This window comes from Rhodovulum sp. MB263 (assembly GCF_002073975.1).
Classification (GTDB): Bacteria; Pseudomonadota; Alphaproteobacteria; order Rhodobacterales; family Rhodobacteraceae; genus Rhodovulum.
Window position 1 is genome coordinate 728,949 of record NZ_CP020384.1, and the last position, 18,520, is coordinate 747,468.

The following is an 18,520-nucleotide window of genomic DNA, read 5'->3' on the forward strand; positions in this document are numbered from 1 at the left end:
CCGGTTCGGGGAAGCTCGGCCGATGCTTCGGAATGGTCGCGAAGGTCCGCTCCCCGCCCTTGCACCGCGTTTGAGCGTTATCTCCGGCCGGGCTTGCCCAAAGGGCGCTGCCGCTTTCCGGCGTCTAGTTCGCCACTTGTTCGCTTGCCTACTTGGCGTTCCTTCTTCGACTTTCCGGTGCAATCTGGGAAACGGACGCAGCCCAGGAAGGTCCCGTATCGTCCTTTGCGTTCCACGAGCCAGCCGTCGGTACATTCCGGACATGGCTCCTGGACGGCTCCGCACTCCCCGCAAATCTTCTCACCTTTCGGTTCCTTTCGAACCGGAAGCCCGGTGCCGCAAGCTGGGCACGGGGGCATGCGGTTGCCGCAGTGTTTGATGTGCTCGCAGCGGTACCAGCCTGGCCCTTCACCGCCGGGCAGAAATAGCAGGCGCCCGCCACATTGCCCGCAGGTGTGAGTGCGCTCCTGAGCCTCGCGTGGGGTGGCTACGTCATAGGCGGGATCTTTCATTAGTTCGGTGACGAAAGTTGACGGGCGTGCCTCGGACGCCAAGATCGTGACCGTGCTCCGCGCTCGGGTCATGGCGACATACATCACGCGGCGCTCTTCAGCGTTGGCGAAAGGTTCCGCTTCGGGCGAGACAAGGGCGAGAAGGGGGTCGTCAACGATCATCGATGGAAAGCCCATGCGTGCGCTATCGGCGCCGAGCAGGATAACGTGGTCGGCCTCCAGACCCTTTGAGGCATGGATGGTCTTGAAGGTGATCGTCAGGTCCGAATGCCGCCGCCGGAGGTTGTGCATGTCGGGCTCGACAAAGCGGTAACGGCCCAGCAAGAGCACCGTGGCCTTGCGACCGGGAGGAGCGGGCTCTGCCGCCAGAGCTTTCAGGGTTTCGTTCAGTACCTGGTCGCCGGACTCGCGCCGGGTCCATGCGATCCGGATCGCGGGATGCTCTGCCTCGCCGGCAGGAACAACCGTCTTGGTGATCTGCGCCGGGTTGCAAAGCACGAAGCGCCGGGCGACCAGGGCGATCTTGTCGACCGATCGGAACGTCCGTCCGAGGTCCACCGTGCGGTGGACACCTGAGTGCGCTGCGAAGACGCCGCCGAACTCGCGACCGAAGTTGCGCATGATGTGGATGTCGGATCCGGCAAACCGGTAGATGGACTGCCAGTCGTCGCCTACGGCAAATATCCTCGCCTCCGCATGCTGGTTCTTGAGCGCCTGGATCAGCCGCGCCCGGCCGGTCGAGATGTCCTGGAATTCGTCGACAAGGATATGGCGGAATGGGCTGTCGTAGCGCCCGCTTTCCACCAGCGCGGTCGCGCGATTCACCATGTCTTCGAAATCGATGCGCTCGCCCAGCCTGTCCTGATACTCGCGATACACCGCCCCGAATATCTTGAGAAAGGCCTCGCCGCGTTTGCCCATCTTCAGGGTCGCGGCCTTCGTCTCGCAATCATCCAGGTGATACCCACCATTCTTGAAGTGACGCAGGAAGGTCGCGATCAGTGAGGTGAAGCCGTCCACGACACCAAGGGACGTAACGCTGTCGTAGATTTCGAGGGCCGGGCGCGGGCGGAGCGTGACATGCGGCGCGACCTTCTCTGCCAGCGCCTCGAGCAGGCGGCCGTCCTCGTTCTCCCAGCTATAGGTTTCGATCAGGATCGTCTCGTGTTCGGCATGGACCTGGCGCTTCCACGCCATGCTCTCCAAGTAGGCATCGCGGTCGATGAAGGGGGCGGTCGTCAGCTCCTCCGAACCGTCCTTCCGCGTCGTCTTGCGGACGCCGAAATGCTCAAGATAGACGCCGCTCTCAGTGAGCCGGAAGTCCGGCGTGTAGGCGCGCCTGCCGGTCCCGCCCAGTTTGTGCTCGTAGGTCGGCTCGTATTCGTAGGCGATGCCGTTCAGGTACAGCCAGTTGGCGATCATCAGCTCCTCGAAGCTGGCGACGGTGTCGCCCTTCAGGCTTCGCAGGTTCCGACTTTCAACCTCGGAATACCACTTGTGGGCGGAGTCGTAGTCCCATGCATTGGGGATGTCTTCGAAGAAGCCGGCGAACCAGCCCACCACGGTTCCGGCGATGTCGGCCATCCGGCTCACGATGTCGCGCAGGATGTCCTTGATCAATTGGAGGAAGGCCTTGTCGTCGGTCGCCGTCGGTGCGAGGGGCGGCTTTTCGCCCTCGACCGTGCCGATGATCTCGTAGGCCAGGGCGTGGAAGGTGCGCGCCATGATCGGCACGCCGCACCGAGCCTCGATGCGCTCGGACATTTCGGTGGCGGCATCCTTGGCAAAGGCCAGGAGCAGAAGCTCATGCGGCTGCCTGATACCGGCCTTCACCAGATAGGCGGCCTTGGCGGTGATGACCGAGGTCTTGCCCGAGCCCGCGCCAGCGAGGACCAGCGTTGCATCCTCGTCGACCACGACGGACAGCCGCTGCTCCGGCGTCAGCGGCATGGACTCGACGGTATCGAAGAACTCTTTCCAGTCCGTCAGCTGCTGGTCGACGAAGGCCGCGATCGCCGCATCGCGGAGTTGCTCTGGATTACGCGCGAGCTCCGTGATCGGAGCCAGCCGCGCCATCGTCTCCTCGCCCAGGGCTGCCGGGGTGAGCTTCTTCAGGACGCGGGCGTCGAGGTCGGCGGCCTGGCTTGCGGCCGGGGCTACCAGGCAGGCGGCGGGATATCTCGCCGGTGCCTTCAATCCCTCAATCGCCGTCATCAGAGACGCAATTGCGTCGTCTTCCTTGGAAAGCTGGGCAAGATTGTAGCCTGACCAGGCTGTCTCGACAGCTTGCGCGAATGCTCTGGCGGCGGCCTCCTGGACCCCGGGCAGCAGGACGCAGGGCTGGATGCCGAGATTTAGGGTGAGGCGGGCTGAGACACGACCACGCTGCACGACGGGAGCTGCTGTGATCTCCGAGAGGTGAATCCTGGCATTCGCGCCGCCGGACGTCGCAATCGTGTCGTCCTCGAGTGCCAGCGCTCGCGGGTGCTTGCGGAAGGGGTCAGACAGGAAGGCGGGCAGTGGGCGCGATACAAGTTTCATCGAAATCCAGAGGTCGAGTTCCATCTCCGACATATCAGACGCTCCCTAGGTGGGAAGCCTTCGCGTCCAGGTGGCATTGACTGGTTCCGAGTACTTGTCGCCTGCAATGCTGTACGTCACTTCGGCGACATACCTTTGTTCTCAAGCGTGCAGTGTCCGGATGCAGTGGTAGCGCGCTACAGGGCGCGGGCCCCAAGGTCCCGGCCACCTTTCTCTATGCGGCCGGATGTCGAGGTTTGCGATTTGGCTGGTTTGTCCCCGCCAAGGGAACAAACTCGCCGATCTCCAAACCGCCTTAACAGCGGCTCCCATCGACACGCCCCCAGCCGCCGAGGTCTGGGCAGCGGTGCAGAAGCGGCGACCGGTCCCCGCTGTGCAGCTCTGGGGCGAGCTGGTGGAAGCCTCGTTGCCTCAGGGGATGATCACTCCAAGACGCATCGCAACTTTCTTCTCGCGATGTCCTGCTCATCACCTTGCGAGAACATGGCCGCGCTCGTCCTGCAGGCCCCGGAAACGTGGCGCCGATGGCCCCCGAAGTGGTCATCTGAAGAAAATTTAGAGGATATTTTTTCGCATTTTCAGGGGGTTGACTCCAATTTAGCGAAAGCCTTGAAGGCCGGGCGCATTTTTCTGTTTTGGATTTTCAGCGGATTCGCGGACCTTCACCATGTGCAGGGTCGGCGGTCCATGAGGACCAGGCTCTGCGCAAAAGAAAACGCGCACCCTCGGGTGCGCGCCTGGAAGTTGGGGCAAAGATCGCCCGTGTATCACTTGCCACGCTAGAGGCCGAGAACGGTCCGGGCAAGCGCGGTCTGAGCTCCAGGATGAAAAGATGACTAGCCCGGAAACGCCTCGTTTCCGGGAACGGAGACGGCATGTCGAATTACGAAGACTGGTTGCAGGACCAACCGGCACCCAAGAAGGAACAGCCAGCCCTGGTGGTGGCGCCGATCCACGGGGTTCTGCCCTATGCAGGTGACCGCAATCCGTTGACTCGAAGCGACACAGTCAAGCGTGTGTCGACAGCTCTCGCAACGCCGATGACGGGCGGCATCCGGCAGGTTTACCATTTCGATGGCGAGTCCGAATACGCCGTCGCCCTGGATGCCCTTCGCAGCCCCGAACTCTATGGACTGGAAGTGCAGCTTGCCCCTGTTTACTACTATTGCCGTCGCCAGAGGGGTGTGTACCCCCATCATTTCGATTTGCGGCTGACCTTCAAGGATGGGTACCGGCGTGCGGTCTTCGTGCGCAACGCGACGAGCTTGGCGAAGCGCGAAACCCAAGACGAGATCGACGACATCTTCGCCGCAGTGACCGAGGACTTCGCTGACGACGCCATGGTCGTCTGGCTATTGCTACGCTTTGAGGAGTGTTTCGGAAGCATCGGGACAAGACTCTCCGCCGGCCTTCACTGAGTCTCCCAACAGGCCGCTGAAAAAGGTCTGACACGCGCAGCTCTCGCCTCGCTCGTCAGGTCCCGATGCGACGAGTTTTCATCACCTCGACGAGAGAAGTAAATGAAGGGCCTTGGCGTCGAAATCGACTTCGCCGGAGTTTTTCAGCAGCCTGCTAGGGTGGGAGTGTACAGGGTAGGAACGCGTTGCTGCCTAGGAATGCAAATGCAACTCACTGCGCCGCATCGCGGAGAACAGGTCAGGCTCAAGGTCTTCCATGACATCCGCATATAGGCTCTCCATCGTTGCCAAGAACTCGCTTTGCCCGCCATAACTGGGGTGGCGAACCTTTGAGACATTCCCACACGAGACCGCTGAGGAAACAACCTTATAGGCATCGTTTCCAACGGCGATTATACGTTTTGGCCTCAAATACTCTACGATGTGAACAAGTATATCGGTCCCAGCCCTTCGCTCCTTTGCGTTATGGGCGCGATTAGTGAATGGCTTATTTTCTTCGAAAGGGTGGAGCGGGAAGACATTCCACAAAAAAATGGGCACCTGAACCTGAAGCAAGATATTCCAAATCACCGAGGCGGTCCGCTCTGCCACTGGCTCTCCATACGTTGGCCGTTCAGGCTCCAGACCCCAGCGACTCAAATGGCTCGAAAAATGGACATCATCTGTGAGAGCAAGTCCGGTTCTTCTGCCGCCACGATAGCCGAGATCACGTCCGACCCAGATAGCATCAAGATCGGCTACGGCTGCGCGTTCTAACATTGCGTGCAGATAAAACCGCCTGATTTCAGGGGCTTCTTTGGAATCGTGATCGGGGCATCGCTCGAAGTAGGGGTTGAAGGTGTTCTCAAAATCTAGGTGTTCTAAGGCCTTAAGTATATCATCCGCGCTCACAGCTACGTTCCTTTCAGCGGCCTGTACTCAATGGTCCTCCTATCTCGATCTCCGACCACGATACCACCATTATTCTCACGCATCTGACGAAAGACCCCATACCCCTGTAGGATGGCAGTCTCCCAAAGATTAAGCGGGCATCTCTCAACCTCGTAACCGCGAACGAAGTTGCTCACAGCCTTCAGTAAATCGAAGGAGACGGAGGTCTGATTTTCAAAGAAGTTCAATGCTTTAGCATGCGCGAAGATGTAGGCGGATACGCCCTCATCGACAACAATTGCTCGGCCACTGTCCTGCGCCTCATCAACATTGGGATCACTCTTGCGCTTATGTTTGATCAATGCTCTGAAGGTCGGGGACCAGTGCAGAATGGCTGCGTTCGAAAAATGGAAAACGTCATGAAAGCGATAACCGTCTGGGTCCGCGATATTGTCCGTGAGCGGGTCCCCGATAAAAACTCCATTCCATCTAAGGTAGCTTCTTCCATTCGACCTTTGCGTGATCTCTATCTCAAATCGACGCGGAAGTTGCTCCTCTGTTGGAAAGCCGGAATCGAAGTCAGGAAGAGACTCTGGAGACGGTTTCAGGAAGCGTCCAGTAGACTTTCGAATGTTTGATTTCAAGACTTCAGAGAAGGACACTCCTGACGCCTGCACGGCCTGAATGTAGGCGCGTACAAATTCAATCATTATGGGCTTGGCAATCTTCTCATCAGACTCGATGCCAAGAAGTCGGGCGGATTCTTCTCCTAGTTTTAATAAGACGTCGTCGAGTGGTCCAAGGCCTTTTGCTGTCATCACACGTGCTATGGGGGCGCTTGGATCCGAATTTGCGGTGATATCTGCGGCAAACTGATCGTCTGAAGTCCCCTCAACGAAAAGCTCGGACAAGCTGAGTTTGAGCCTCCTGCAAAGCGCAGCAACATACCAAAGCGTGTCGCCCAGCTCTTCTTCAACGTCGCGTCGATACCCAGCTTCAAAGGCGCCCTTCTCCCGATGAAGCTTCTTGGAAGTGCTCATGACGCTGCCGACTTCACCAAAAAGACCGAGCAATATCGGCGTAATCTCATCGTCAGTAAAACGATCTGTGAGCGCAACGGATTTCTCGTAATCAGAAATTGAAATCTGGGGCATGCTTCTTAAATTTATCATTTCCGTTTTCGTGCCTCTTCTATCATGTCATATGGTCGACCTTGATAGCCTTGGATGCCAAGATCGGCTAACCAAACTTCAAAACTATCTATCACATCCTGGTGGCAAATTTTCTTGCGCCCGACCCCAGAGTGTATGAGGCCGGCATCGCGTAATTCCTGAGGAATCAGCGGCCCTTCAGCACCGAAATAGATGAATTCAGAGGAAATAAGAACCCGGTTCACTGAGGTGCCGCGGTTAATATGCTTCTGAACAGGCTTTCCATCCATGGTGCTGTGGTACGAGTTGAGCTGATCCCAGCGTCCGTTGCCAGGGTCAGGGCTGTATATATTATCTCCGCATGCCTTCCGGTAACTGCTGTGCAGATTGGGCTTTTTGCCAGAAAAGCGTGGATCATTCCAGTACTCGAAGAATGTCAATGCTTCCTGGACCCTCATCGCATGGACGAGATGCCCTCCACGTCGCACCCCTTTGCGATTGCTGCCGGTGCCAACGACCCAGTCCCCAATAGCGGCATGCTGCCTGATGCTAGGCTTGCAGGTTGCCAAAGTGCAAAATCCATAAAATGGATTGGGTGCAAACCCACTATCGAAGCGCACAACGTAGCTGTGGAGGGCTTTCATTCTATACCCTCATGCGCACGGATGGCGGCGAATAGCGCGGGGTGGGAGAGGCTGACCTTTTGGGTCCTCAAAGCGCTCGTATTCTCCATTAATCGCATCGATGATCCTATCAGCGTTCCAGCCGACGATCGCGTCGCCGTACTCATCAAGCGCTTCCGGAACTTCACAACCGTTCGATCCCTGCTCCCAAACACCGACGATGGTCTTGCCTTTTTCACGAGCCCGCTCGATCTCCCAAGTCACCCACTCACTGTTTTTTGTTTCCGGAGTGATATAAACTATAAGTGTGCTAGCCCAATCAATTCTGGGCGCAAGAATTTGAGATTTAATGTAGTCTGGAGATTTTGCGTTGTTGGGCTTGTCTGAGTTTATGGAGCCGTCCCTGACCTCCATCCCCTTACTTTTCAGAAGATTCTTCAGATCGGCTAATCCTGCATCGTCTTCGTGGATGTGGCTAATAAAAACATTTTTGCTGCCCTTGCTCATTGATGGTATCCTCTGCTTCACACTACATGCTGACGTCCGCGCAGTCACTTCCACGATATCATGTGTCCGGCGCGCGCTCAGATCAAGTCCGATAGTCAAGGAAATCGATGCTACCGCCAATCATCGAAGTTTTCATCGTCTGGCATCCGCAGGATACGTCGGGTCTCCAGACGGCTGATGCGATATTCAAACACTTCATGCATGGCCCGACATTCTCAGGTGTCATTGGGGGAGGGATTCAGGTCTCCTTTCGCAGCACGCCTTGGGAAGGCTCCGGAACCGCACCAAGGCCGATCTACAATAGCGCTCATCCTGCTCCGAACGGTATCCGACCGGCCAGGTTCACTGTGATCGTTCCTCTACTTGGCACAGAACTCGCCGCTAGCGTCGAGGACGAAACGTCGAGTTGGTGTCGATACATCGCTGCGCTCCAAGAGGATCAGGCGCGAGCACCCGGTGAAATCGGAATCTACCCCTTTTTGCTGTCAGGCGGTGCCACGAATGGTACGAAGTTAGGCGATATTTTGGGGGGCTATCAGTTCGTCGCTGCCGGGAGGCCTGAGCAGCTTGGTGAAAGCCAACTGAGCATGCTGTGCCGCGATCTAACGCAAGGAATAGCTCAGCTGGTCTCGCCGGATGAGATGGATCGATTGACAACCTTCATTAGCCACACCAAGCGTCATAGCAGCTCTGAAGGTGAAGACGTTGACGCCTTGGTCGATTTAGTGCGTGAAGTCATTGGGAATACGCGGCTGCGCGAGTATTTCGATGCCAGTGACCTTCAGCCAGGCTCTGACTGGGATGCTGAGCTCAGAGGGAATGCTAGTCAGAGCGCGATGCTGGCCATTCGTACCGATCTCTACGCCAGCCGCTCGTGGTGTCAGCGCGAAATTGCCTTGGCGAAAACCAATGGCATGCCGGTGATAATGATGGACGCTATCGGCTTTGGTGAGGAGCGCGGCTCCTTTCTGATGGATCATGTCCCACGAGTGGCGGTTCGAAAAGTCGATGGCCGCTGGCAGAAAAGGGATGTCTATCGTGCCCTCAATCTGCTCGTAGACGAGTGCCTTAAGAGGGCGCTCTGGCTACACCAAAAAGATCTATCCGGCGAGCGCCCGGAGCTGGATATAGCCTGGTGGGCACCCCATGCGCCCGAGCCGCTAACCCTACTCCATTGGATCGGCTCTCAGCTCGCGTCCGGAGTTCTGAGGGAGGCAGAGGGTGCCTTGCGCATACTGCATCCTGATCCGCCTCTCGGAGAGGCCGAGCGGGAGGTACTACAAGAATATGCAAAGAGCACACAGCTGGGCCGTGATATCGACATAATGACACCACGCCAGCTTGCGACCAGAGGAGGTTAAAGTGGCCGACGATAAGCAAAGGGCCGAACTGCTGCCTGCAGATGCCTTGAAAGGCAAGCGCTTAGGAATTTCTGTCTCGAATAGCCCGGACCTCGATCGTCTAGGCCTCACTGAGACCCACTTCCGCATGACCTTGGGAGAACTCGTGCGCTCCGTTGTCATCGCGGGCGGTGACCTCTATTACGGTGGGCACTTGCAGCCCGAAGGCATCACGACTTTCCTCATCGAAGAACTTCATCGCTATGGTCGCCGTGACAGGCCTCTGAAGGTTTGCTTGGCGTGGAGCATTCATCGGTCGATGAGCAAGGAACAGATCGCCGAACAGAAAGACTTCCTTGGTCTCTTTGGTGAGATTCACTTCTTGGACAGCGATGGGGTTCGTCTGGAGGGCCCTCTGAATGAGCAGCCAGTAAGCGAGTTCTCTTCCACAGAAAGGGCCATGGCGCTCAGTGGCTTGCGCAATTACATGGCAAAGAACACCGACGCCCGCATTGTAGTCGGTGGAAAACGCGATGGTTTTGAAGGCGCTATGCCTGGCATCGTAGAAGAAGTCTTGCTCTCTCTTGAAAATAAACAGCCTGTCTTCTTGGCGGGTGGGTTCGGCGGCGCCACGGTGGACATTATCCGCGTTCTCCATCCTGGAAGTGCAGAATGGCTTCCTGTGAGCCCAGAGCCAAAATATGATTCCCGCTTATTGGATAGTCTTGAACGGGTTGCAGAAGTTGCCACCCGGATGGAATGGGATGGTTTGGAGAATGGCTTGAGTGAAGAGGAGAATAGCCTCCTCGCAGCCTCATATCGGCCAAGCGAAATAGCAGCTCTCGTAGGGCGCGGACTCGGGAGGGTTCTATAAGACTGACGTTCCCTTAAGATATATACTTCGCCTCGAATGATGGGCGCCAAAAATGTCAAGGAGCACTTGACTAGTCGATCATACAAAAAAGGCGTGACGGGCGATGATTGATTGACCGCATTCTCCGCCTCTGAGATATCTGATTTAACTGTGTAGCGGAGGTTTTAGGCTCATCAAGGCCACCAAGGAGTGGAACTCAAGAAAGCAATAATGCCGACCCCAATAAGCTGAGGCGATGGTAAAGGGACATTTTCTGGCGTACGCGGGAGCATCATTCGTCTGAGGAGAAGACCTCCATCGTGTTGGAATGGCTGCGTGCGACGGGCGCTGCCTGCCAAGCGCAGCGCTTTCAACTGAGCTCGTTCCCGTGCTCCACATCATGCCAGTGCTTGTTTACGGGCAGTTTCGCAGCCCGACTGACGATGTCGGAAACCCGCACGGGGCGAAAGTCCCACTGGTCGACGCCTACGTTCACGCTGTTGCGGGAGCCGGGCCATTGGTCGTGAACATGGCCGAAGAGCTGCAAAGCACCCCGCCGAGCGCCGTTCCATGTGATCATCGGGTAATGGCACAGGACGAGGCTTTGATCGCCGTCCTTGATCTCTGCCATGTACTCGGTGCTTGCCCAGGGTAGCGAGATCACCGCTTCATCATCGTGGTTGCCGATGATCAGGTGCTTGCGCCCAGGGAGGCTGTGAAACCAGCTTTCGAACTGTGCTGTATCCTCGGCGCGTCCGAACGCGAAATCCCCCAGAATCCACAGGTCATCGTCATGACGGACGCAGGCCTGGAAGTTTGCGATCAACGCGGCGTTCATCTCGGATGTCGAGGCATGCTGCATGAGGAGACTGATGCCCGTTCTTGTGAGGTTGGGCAGCCGAGATGACTGCCCCGGCTAACGCGGAACGCTCTGCCGCTCCTCAGCGAAGGCAGGGAGTTGCGCTCCTTAACCGCACCAAACTCTTTGGATGAAGGTCATTTATTATGAAATTTTGTGTCAATAAGCTGTGCCGGTGGGACCAAAGCGAATTGAAAAGAAAAGAGTTTTTTAGATGCTGATAGGTAATGTCAGGTGGAGCGCCACAGTCAGAGAAAGCAGATGAATGCGCAAACGGAAGCATAAGTCTGCGCAAGGGGTGTCAAGGGCGAAACGTACCGCCTGGTGCCCCTGGGCTGCTCTCTGAAGGACGATGATAGAGGCGCCGGGGCAGACGCTCCGGCGCCTTTCGTGTATGAAGGGGATGTGCGGTTCGTGGCATGAAGCGACGGATCCGGCGGAGGGCCGTTGCGCCCTCCCTGTATGAGCCTGAGCCTGAGCATGGCGCAGTGGGGCTGGCTTGCGATGGTAAGACCCTGGACACGAGGTCGCTTAGAAGCAATGGGAACTCCGATGAAGACCATTCAGCCGACGCAAGCTGTCGCTACGATCCTGAGCCGATATCAGCGTCGGAGAAAATGTCAGGTGCCCGTCACCGGAGCCGATGTCTACGCCAACAACATTGCTCGCGTCTGTGGAGACGACGTTGAACTCGACCCGGTCGAACGGGGCCTAATACACCTCAAGCGCCAGAAGGTAATTTCCGGCCGGAGACTGGTCACGCTTCTTGCGCGCCATCAGCGCGAGATCAGACCTGATTGACGCCCCCCGAGGACTTCTTGGGGTACTGGGCTCAAAGCTACCAACGAAGACACGGAGTGTCACAGTTCTGGGAAGGGAATTGTGGCTTTATGCGGCCCATAGATACCCCTCACGCCCGGCGCAGAAAGGCGATGCGCCCTGGCTCGAAGGGCGGTGAGCATTCGTTCACGGCATGGATGGCTACGGTCAGTTTGGGGATTACGCCGCGAGCAGGTTCAAGTCTTCGGGTCCGTGGTAGACGACATCAAGGTATTGGTTGTCCGGCGCGACTCGCGCTGTGGTTATGCCCTGCGACATCATGATGAGCGGCTCGGCAAGTCGACCAATTTTTTCCATCTTGGCAGAAAGGATCAGAATTTCGTTTCCATGATCGACAAGTTTTACAGCCACCCCAGTCGCAGGCACATTTTCTGGGTTGAGCCATTCAGCTTCGAAGGTTGCAGATTGCGTACTCCAGATACTCCGCTCGGGGGGCACATAGCTGGTGGTGAAATCCAGCCATAGCTCATGGCTCTCTGGCGTTGGCCACTCGGCGTCTTGGCCAAGTTCAACGACTGCCTCAGAATCCATCCAAGCTCTCATGTCAGCGGCATTCTCAAAATTCGCGCCAGTGTCATTGACGGCTTTGATCGCGGCCAACCGTGAAGTGAACCCGGCCTGCATCAATATCGCCGCACTACGGTTGAGCTGGGCGGCGCTGATCGAGGTGCTTGGGGTCGTCGCCTTCATGTGTGTGGCGATCGGCGGGCTGCACCTGGTGTTCGACATCCCGCTACTCAGCGCGGTCATGATCGCGGCGATCATTGCCTGCGTCCTGTGGACAGCGCTCCAGGCGCGACAGGCGGGGGGGACGGTCCGGGGCGCAATCACCCAACGGGGGCGGATGTGCCGGGACACCGATTTCGTCCGTGCGATCCCCGAGATCGCATCCCTGGGGGCCGCGGGGTTCATGGCCGCCGCAGTGGCACCGCTCTTGCCGCAGGATTGGTTGGAGGCGGTGATGGGCCCCCTGGTCGAAAATCGCTATGTCCTTTACCCCGGCGTCGCCGTCGCCCTTACCGTATTCTCGGCTGCGGGCCTCAACCCTCTGGTCGCAGCTTCGCTGATTGCCGGGACCTTTACCGCCATTCCCTCGGAGGCGCTGGAGCCGAACCTGCTGGCATTTTCGCTTGCCGCGGGGTGGGGTGTCGCCTTCGGGGCATCGCCGTTCACGACGGGCTCGGTCGTCCTGGCCGGAGCCTTAGGGGTCGAGCCCGCACAGATCACCCTTGCGTGGAACGGCCTGTTCACCATCGTTGCGATGACATTCGTGGTGCTTGTAATTCTGGCCGCCGTCGTATTGACCGAGCGCGGCGTGGAGAACGGCATTGGCATCGTCCCTGTTGGTGAAACAGCCCAAGGCAGCGTCCGTTTCGAGCAGTCCCGCTGAGGTGCAGGCGCACCGATCGGTGCATCGGGCCGCGGTGGGGACGGAGCGCCGGGTTCGGGTAAATGGAAGAGCAGCTGCCTCATGGAACTCAAGTGGCTTGAAGACTTTCTCAGCCTCGCGGCGACGCGCAGCTTTTCGGCATCGGCCGAGGAGCGGCATGTCACGCAATCCGCCTTCAGCCGCCGTATCCGTGCGCTGGAAAGCTGGGTGGGCGCCGAGCTTCTCGACCGGTCGACCTATCCCGTCGCCCTGACCGAGAGTGGGCTCGCCTTTCAGGAAACGGCCGAAGAAGTCGTCCAGCTGCTTCATGCGAGCCGGGCCAAGCTGGGCGGCCACGGTGGCGCGATGCTGGCCCCTGTGACGATTGCGATTGCGGCGCTGCATAGCCTGACCATGACCTTCCTGCCCAACTGGCTGACGCAGATGCGGCAGCGGCTGGGCGATCTGTCCAGCAGGGTGCTGCCCGAGAACCACGCGCAGTGCCTTCAGGCGCTTACCGAGGGCGGTTATGACTTCATGCTGACCTACCACCACGACAGCCTGCCGTTGGCGCTGGACCCGGTGCAGTATCCGCATCTGACCATCGGGCAGGACAATCTGACCGCGGTGGCGAACCCGCTGCACTTCCCGCTCGACCGGCCGTGCCAGAGTCTGCCGCTCTTGCAATACTCACGCGGGTCGTTCCTCTTCCGGCTGAGTTCGTTGGCGCGTGGCCGTGACGGCACGCCGGACATGCATGTCGTCCACATCAATGAAACGTCTTTGGCCGAAGCGCTGAAGTTCATGGTGCTCGAGGGGCATGGCGTCGCCTGGGTGCCGGAGGCGCTGGTCACCACCGAACTGGCGGATGGGTGGCTGGTCCGCATGTCCTGGACGGATCTGAGCCGGACATTCCCGAGATCGGGCAGGACGTCATTCGCGTCCTTTGCCGGCAGCTTCTGTCGACCGATTACCTCGTGCGCTGGCATGACCTGCGGCTGCAGGCCGTGGCGCGGGCGGACCGCCGGATGAAACTGCTGCAGACCATTCCGGGCGTCGGACCGGTTACGGCCTCGGCAATCGTCGCCACCATCGGCAGCGGCCGTCAGTTCCGCAACGGACGTGAGTTTGCTGCATGGCCAGGGCTGACACCAAGGAACAATTCCAGCGGGGGCAAGGAAAGGCTGGGCAGGATCACGAAGATGGGGGATCAGTACCTGCGCAAACTTCTCGTGGTCGGCATGACCTCGCGCGCCATGCAGGTGAAGGTCCGGCCGGACAAGGGAGACCCGTGGCTGAGAAAGCTGCTGGAGAGAAAGCCGTTCCGGCTGGCAACCATCGCCATGGCCAACAAGACGGCCAGGATCATCTGGGCCGTCTTGACACGGGAGGAAGCCTGGTCGCCGCGACCTGCATGTGCATGTGCATGTGCATGATGCGGGAAGCCCGACACATAGAATAGCAAGACCGACGAGATGATGGAGACACCCACAGCCGCGAAACCGGGAGAACCCGCCGAACGTCCGGGGCGCTATAGCCCGCAAAGTTGACAGGGACCCGGGCCGCGGAAGCCATCAGGGCCAGCGGTTGCAAGGCCGCGCAAACAGGCCGGACACACGACCTCCTCTGAATGGGTGAATTAAAGTCATTTCCCGCTTGCTATGCAGGAGCCATCCACACATGACGTTCTGGGCAAGCGCGCCGGGCGCGGGGCCCTCAAATTGCTCAAGCGTCCGGTGCGCTTCGAGTGGCGTCTTGTTTCCCAGAGACGAGTGCGGTCTGACGGCGTTGTAATCGTAGCGCCAGAGCGCCAGCTTCCGGCGGGCGTCGTCCAGGCTATCGAAGATCTCCTCGTTCAAGAGCTCGTCGCGCAGGCTGCCATTGAAGCTTTCGATGAAGGCGTGCTGCTGCGGTTTGCCCGGGTCGATGTAATGCCAGGGCACCTCGTTCTTGTCGGCCCACTTCAGGATGGCGCGGCTGGTGAACTCGGTGCCGTTGTCGCTGACGATGCAAGCGGGCTTTCGCGTCTAAGTGCCGTCACCGGTGATGGGAGTGAACGCTGAGTGGCCGCTATCGGCAGCGGGTGATGGGCGCACGGCAGAGTGTACCTCGCCATCAGGGGGAGAGTCTGCTTGAGTTCACCGACGCGCTCAGTGGCGGGCGAATGCGACCATCGAAGGTTGCTCAGCCCCGAGGATCACAAGTGAGGGAAGCTTGGTGCGTTCAGCCGTAAGAAAAGAATCCTTGCATTGGCAGGCCTTGGCCTTCATACACGAAGCGCTAACGTTTTTTCTCTTCGAAATGCTGCTGCCGCTGACCCGGTTTCGGTTGATCGACTTGGATCGACTTTTGCCGGGCTGTCGCGATCCTGTGGGCAGCATTACTTTAGGAGAACACGGATATGGCCAATGGCACCGTGAAATGGTTCAACAGCACCAAAGGTTTCGGCTTCATTCAACCGGAACACGGCAGTAAGGATATCTTCCTTCATATTTCGGCCGTCGAGCGTGCAGGCATCAGCCACATCGAAGACGGTCAGAAGGTTACCTTCGACATCGAAACCGGCCGTGACGGCCGCGAGTCCGCCAGCAACCTGGCGCTCGCGTAAAGCCTTCGCAGCGACACGCGCTCGCGGGTGTCGCTGGTTCAGGCGGGAAACATCAGGGCCTATCCAGCCTTCGCGTTTCCGCCTGCACCGCAATAGCAGCATGAGCTTCAGGATCCTGAAGTGCCCGTTGGAAGAGTGCACCAGGCAAAGGCTGCGCTCTGCCGACGTAACTCAGCGGCATCCGAAGCGCCTGGCATGCCCGGCTCCGCCGATACGGCGGAGCTGATCGCAGCCAGACTTGTCTCCGCTCAGATGTGCCGCGCACCCTATCCGCATGGATGGGTATCGACCGGGACGAGGTCGGCGCGATCCCCTTCTGTTTCCGCGCCGGGCGGCACGGGGTGGCGAAGCAATGCCTGCCCGTATGCGCCGGCCGCGATCACCTGAAAAGAAAGACTTTACGAATGATGGAAATCCAATGGGGCCACCCCATGGTGCTGATGACCTCGCATGATGGCGACACCGAACGCTTTGCAACGATCGAGAAAGCCCGCTACTGGCTGCGTCGCAGATGGCCGGTCTCGGACGGGGCCCGACACACGGCACTTGCCAAGGTTGAATCCGCTATGGAATGCATGAGTTCCGTTGAGGATGCGCGCCAGGCCTTCCTCGTCGCGGCCCTGTCCGCCGGGTTCGCACCGGCCTGCGCAGGATAGTTCCCCGAAAAATCTGTTCGCTTCAGTGTTGCCGGGCGCTCGTCCCTTGCCGCGGGCGCGGACGCGGATCTGGGGCGCGCCGCTGGGGAAGAGATCGCGGTCGTAATCGGCCTCGAAGTAGACATGGGCCACGCCGCGCAGCCGATGCGCCTCGGTCCATTCGCGCGCCGCCGCGACATAGCGGGCCTCGGCCGCCTGATCCTCGCGGCCATTATTGACCTTCAGGCGCACCTTGCCCCGGTAATCGCTTTCGACCTGACCCCAATGGTACGGATCGCCCGTGCCTTCGGCCGCGTCGCGGCGGTATAGGGCGCGAACCAGCGGCCATGGCGCACCGCGCAGCCCGAGGGCGTCAGAGTCGAGCCGCCAGCAGCTCGGCCCGGGTGTCGAGGCAGTCGCCGTCCGGATCCGTCCAGCCCGAGCCGAAGGCTGCGCGGGTGTAGGGCGCGGCCGGTGCAACGCTCTGCGGCGCCTGCGCGACCGGCGCGCAGGTCAGGAGCGTCATGTCCCGCACACGTGCCATGGGATAGCGTGCTTCCGGCTTTTGCAAGTGGATGGGTTGTGGAGCTGAGCCAGGTGAAAGATGCCCAGCAGGTCACATCTGGCGGGTCACCTTCCTGGAGGCAAACGGCAAGGTCCGGTCGGTGAAGGAGCTTGGCAACCTTATCGCAGAATCAGCCCGGACCGCAGGCATCAGAAAGTCTGCACACGGCCTTCGAAAATCGCGACTGACAGCCATCGCTGAAGCGGGCGGAACTGCGCATGCGATTATGGTATGGCGTGGTCACCAGACCCTTCAAGAGGCCGAGCGTTACACGCGCGCGGCGCAGCTGAAAAATCTGGTCATGGGTGATTAACATGCAAGTGCTGTGCCCCCCGATAACTCGTGCATCTGATGCTAGAGTCCGTTCCAATGAGAGGACCGGATATGAAGAGATCGAAGTTCACCGAAGAGCAGATCATTTCGATCCTGCGTGAGCAGGAAGCAGGGGCTAAGACGGCAGAGGTCTGTCGCAGGCATGGGATCAGTAGCGCAACGTTCTATTCCTGGAAGGCGAAGTTTGGCGGCATGGAGCCGTCAGAAGCAAAGCGTCTGAAGGCCCTGGAAGACGAGAACGCCAAGCTGAAGCGGCTGCTTGCCGAAACGATGCTCGACAACACCGCGCTGAAGGATCTGCTGTCAAAAAAATGGTGACGCCCGCCGCCAGGCGCGAGGCCGTCGCCCATCTCAAACAGAGCTATGAGATGAGCGAGCGGCGGGCGTGTTCCGTGATCGGGGCAGATCGGTCCTCGGTGCGGTATCAGCATCGGCGACCAGATGATGCTGCCTTGCGCGATGTGCTGCGTGCCGCCGCAGAGACGCACCGAAGGTTCGGGTATCGACGCCTGCATGTCATCCTGCGCCGCGATGGCCATGTGCTGAACCGCAAGCGCACGCAGCGGCTCTACAGAGAAGAGGGCCTGGCCGTGCGGCGGCGTCGCAGCCGCAAACGCGCCATCGGCACACGGGCACCGCTGGTGACCGAGGCTGTGGCGAATGCTCGCTGGTCGGTCGATTTTGTCCAAGACCAGTTCGCCGACGGACGGCGTTTCCGCATTCTGAACGTGATCGACGATGTCACCAAGGAGAGCCTGGCTGCGGTCGTCGACACCTCGATTTCCGGCCGCCGCGTTGCCCGGGAACTGACAACGCTGATCGCGCGGCGCGGAAAGCCAGGTGTGATCGTCTCGGACAATGGCACCGAGTTCACCTCGAACGCGATCCTCGAATGGGCCGAGAAGATGCAGGTGAAGTGGCACTATATCGCGCCTGGCAAGCCCATGCAAAACGGCAACTGCGAGGCGTTCAACGGCCGGATGCGCGACGAGCTGCTGAACGAGACCCTGTTCTTCGGCATCGACCATGCGCGCGCGGCTGTCGCCCGCTGGACCCACATCTACAACACCGAGCGACCGCATTCGGCCCTCGGTTATCAGGCCCCGGCGGCCTTCGCCGCCCAACTCAACGCAATGGGCGATCAGCTTCGCGCAACTGAACTGCTGCGCAGATCGCCCATTGCTCCGTCGGCGCAACCGCGCCAAATTCAGCAAAAGACTCTGGTTTCAGCTGGATGAACATCGGGGGTCACAGCACAAGGAACAGTGTATCACTTGAAATCTATGATACAAAAACAGAAAAACTAAATGATTTCAGTTCTTTTTTGCACCGGATGGCAGCCCGTAGGGGAGTCGAACCCCTCTTTCCAGGTTGAAAACCTGGCGTCCTAACCGATAGACGAACGGGCCAGCTCGGTGCGTGGCGCGGTAAGTAGGCAAAACCGCGGGGGGGCGCAAGAGGTTTTTTCGACCTTCCGCAAAGAAATTTTTGCCACC

The 18,520-nt window shown here is 59.1% G+C and carries 18 protein-coding genes, 1 tRNA gene and 3 pseudogenes; 12 read left to right on the forward strand and 10 right to left on the reverse strand.

The features are described 5' to 3' along the window. Nucleotides 1-77 precede the first annotated feature (77 nt). The gene (locus B5V46_RS03515; protein ID WP_231119212.1) at nt 78-3,086 is read right to left on the reverse strand and encodes a UvrD-helicase domain-containing protein; all 3,009 of its coding nucleotides are present in this window, start codon (nt 3,084-3,086) and stop codon (nt 78-80) included. An 842-nt stretch (nt 3,087-3,928) separates the two neighbouring features. On the opposite strand from B5V46_RS03515, the gene B5V46_RS03520 reads away from it, so the two are divergent. After that, nucleotides 3,929-4,471, forward strand: coding sequence for a hypothetical protein (locus B5V46_RS03520; protein WP_231119213.1), 543 nt, complete (start codon nt 3,929-3,931; stop codon nt 4,469-4,471). Nucleotides 4,472-4,663: 192 nt separating this feature from the next. Here the strand turns inward: B5V46_RS03520 and B5V46_RS03525 are convergent, their stop codons facing one another. From B5V46_RS03525 to B5V46_RS03540, 4 genes are read right to left on the reverse strand one after another with little or no spacing between them, the layout of a single operon-like run. Continuing rightward, a complete protein-coding gene (locus B5V46_RS03525) occupies nt 4,664-5,362 on the reverse strand; it encodes a uracil-DNA glycosylase (RefSeq protein ID WP_080615300.1) in 699 nt (232 codons plus the stop codon). A gap of 2 nt (nt 5,363-5,364) precedes the next feature. Further along, nucleotides 5,365-6,495: a nucleoside triphosphate pyrophosphohydrolase family protein gene (locus B5V46_RS03530; RefSeq protein ID WP_080615301.1), complete on the reverse strand. Its 1,131-nt coding sequence runs from the start codon at nt 6,493-6,495 to the stop codon at nt 5,365-5,367. A 14-nt stretch (nt 6,496-6,509) separates the two neighbouring features. Beyond that, a complete protein-coding gene (locus B5V46_RS03535) occupies nt 6,510-7,136 on the reverse strand; it encodes a hypothetical protein (protein WP_080615302.1) in 627 nt (208 codons plus the stop codon). 9 nt (nt 7,137-7,145) lie between these two features. Next, nucleotides 7,146-7,622: a TIR domain-containing protein gene (locus B5V46_RS03540; protein ID WP_080615303.1), complete on the reverse strand. Its 477-nt coding sequence runs from the start codon at nt 7,620-7,622 to the stop codon at nt 7,146-7,148. 107 nt (nt 7,623-7,729) lie between these two features. Between B5V46_RS03540 and B5V46_RS19540 the strand changes: the two genes are divergently transcribed. Together B5V46_RS19540 and B5V46_RS19545 are read left to right on the forward strand one after the other, a co-directional pair. Continuing rightward, nucleotides 7,730-8,983: a TIR domain-containing protein gene (locus tag B5V46_RS19540; RefSeq protein WP_155773920.1), complete on the forward strand. Its 1,254-nt coding sequence runs from the start codon at nt 7,730-7,732 to the stop codon at nt 8,981-8,983. A 1-nt stretch (nt 8,984) separates the two neighbouring features. Then, nucleotides 8,985-9,836, forward strand: coding sequence for a hypothetical protein (locus B5V46_RS19545; RefSeq protein ID WP_155773921.1), 852 nt, complete (start codon nt 8,985-8,987; stop codon nt 9,834-9,836). A gap of 349 nt (nt 9,837-10,185) precedes the next feature. Here the strand turns inward: B5V46_RS19545 and B5V46_RS03555 are convergent, their stop codons facing one another. Next, a complete protein-coding gene (locus B5V46_RS03555) occupies nt 10,186-10,677 on the reverse strand; it encodes a metallophosphoesterase (protein WP_231119214.1) in 492 nt (163 codons plus the stop codon). A 549-nt stretch (nt 10,678-11,226) separates the two neighbouring features. Here B5V46_RS03555 and B5V46_RS19550 point away from each other — a divergent pair. Further along, nucleotides 11,227-11,475, forward strand: coding sequence for a hypothetical protein (locus tag B5V46_RS19550; protein WP_155773922.1), 249 nt, complete (start codon nt 11,227-11,229; stop codon nt 11,473-11,475). Nucleotides 11,476-11,673: 198 nt separating this feature from the next. On the opposite strand, the gene B5V46_RS03560 is transcribed toward B5V46_RS19550, so the two are convergent. Further along, nucleotides 11,674-12,114 (reverse strand): hypothetical protein, encoded by a 441-nt coding sequence (locus B5V46_RS03560; RefSeq protein ID WP_155773923.1) that lies wholly within the window; start codon nt 12,112-12,114, stop codon nt 11,674-11,676. On the opposite strand from B5V46_RS03560, the gene B5V46_RS03565 reads away from it, so the two are divergent. The 3 genes and pseudogenes from B5V46_RS03565 (at nt 12,101) to B5V46_RS03575 (ending at nt 14,319) form a co-directional block, all read left to right on the forward strand. Next, the gene (locus B5V46_RS03565; protein ID WP_155773924.1) at nt 12,101-12,904 is read left to right on the forward strand and encodes a hypothetical protein; all 804 of its coding nucleotides are present in this window, start codon (nt 12,101-12,103) and stop codon (nt 12,902-12,904) included. The two genes, B5V46_RS03560 and B5V46_RS03565, sit on opposite strands and share 14 nt — an antisense overlap. Nucleotides 12,905-12,985: 81 nt before the next feature. After that, a pseudogene (locus tag B5V46_RS03570) lies at nt 12,986-13,723 on the forward strand (LysR family transcriptional regulator); the annotation flags it as partial. 32 nt (nt 13,724-13,755) lie between these two features. Further along, entirely contained in the window at nt 13,756-14,319 is a 564-nt protein-coding gene (locus B5V46_RS03575) for an IS110 family transposase (protein WP_369822807.1), read from the forward strand. Between the two features lie 138 nt (nt 14,320-14,457). Here the strand turns inward: B5V46_RS03575 and B5V46_RS03580 are convergent. Then, nucleotides 14,458-14,904 (reverse strand): annotated as a pseudogene (locus B5V46_RS03580) (integrase core domain-containing protein); the annotation flags it as partial. A 380-nt stretch (nt 14,905-15,284) separates the two neighbouring features. Between B5V46_RS03580 and B5V46_RS03585 the strand changes: the two are divergent. The 3 genes from B5V46_RS03585 to B5V46_RS20140 all read left to right on the forward strand — a co-directional run bounded on the left by B5V46_RS03585 (nt 15,285) and on the right by B5V46_RS20140 (nt 16,456). Then, the gene (locus B5V46_RS03585; RefSeq protein WP_080615311.1) at nt 15,285-15,491 is read left to right on the forward strand and encodes a cold-shock protein; all 207 of its coding nucleotides are present in this window, start codon (nt 15,285-15,287) and stop codon (nt 15,489-15,491) included. Between the two features lie 440 nt (nt 15,492-15,931). Beyond that, on the forward strand, nt 15,932-16,147 hold the full coding sequence (locus B5V46_RS03590; RefSeq protein WP_231119278.1) for a DUF982 domain-containing protein: 216 nt from the start codon (nt 15,932-15,934) through the stop codon (nt 16,145-16,147). 123 nt (nt 16,148-16,270) lie between these two features. Beyond that, nucleotides 16,271-16,456, forward strand: a complete 186-nt coding sequence (locus B5V46_RS20140; RefSeq protein WP_080615313.1) for a hypothetical protein — start codon at nt 16,271-16,273, stop codon at nt 16,454-16,456. Between the two features lie 43 nt (nt 16,457-16,499). Here the strand turns inward: B5V46_RS20140 and B5V46_RS20145 are convergent, their stop codons facing one another. After that, nucleotides 16,500-16,670 (reverse strand): hypothetical protein, encoded by a 171-nt coding sequence (locus B5V46_RS20145; RefSeq protein ID WP_196774328.1) that lies wholly within the window; start codon nt 16,668-16,670, stop codon nt 16,500-16,502. 405 nt (nt 16,671-17,075) lie between these two features. Here B5V46_RS20145 and B5V46_RS20360 point away from each other — a divergent pair. Next, a pseudogene (locus tag B5V46_RS20360) lies at nt 17,076-17,228 on the forward strand (transposase); the annotation flags it as partial. After that, on the forward strand, nt 17,195-18,262 hold the full coding sequence (locus B5V46_RS03600; RefSeq protein WP_231119277.1) for an IS3 family transposase: 1,068 nt from the start codon (nt 17,195-17,197) through the stop codon (nt 18,260-18,262). The pseudogene B5V46_RS20360 and the gene B5V46_RS03600, both read left to right, overlap by 34 nt. Nucleotides 18,263-18,358: 96 nt before the next feature. Here B5V46_RS03600 and B5V46_RS03605 read toward each other — a convergent pair. Further along, nucleotides 18,359-18,433: transfer RNA gene (locus tag B5V46_RS03605), tRNA-Glu, on the reverse strand. Nucleotides 18,434-18,520: the final 87 nt, after the last annotated feature.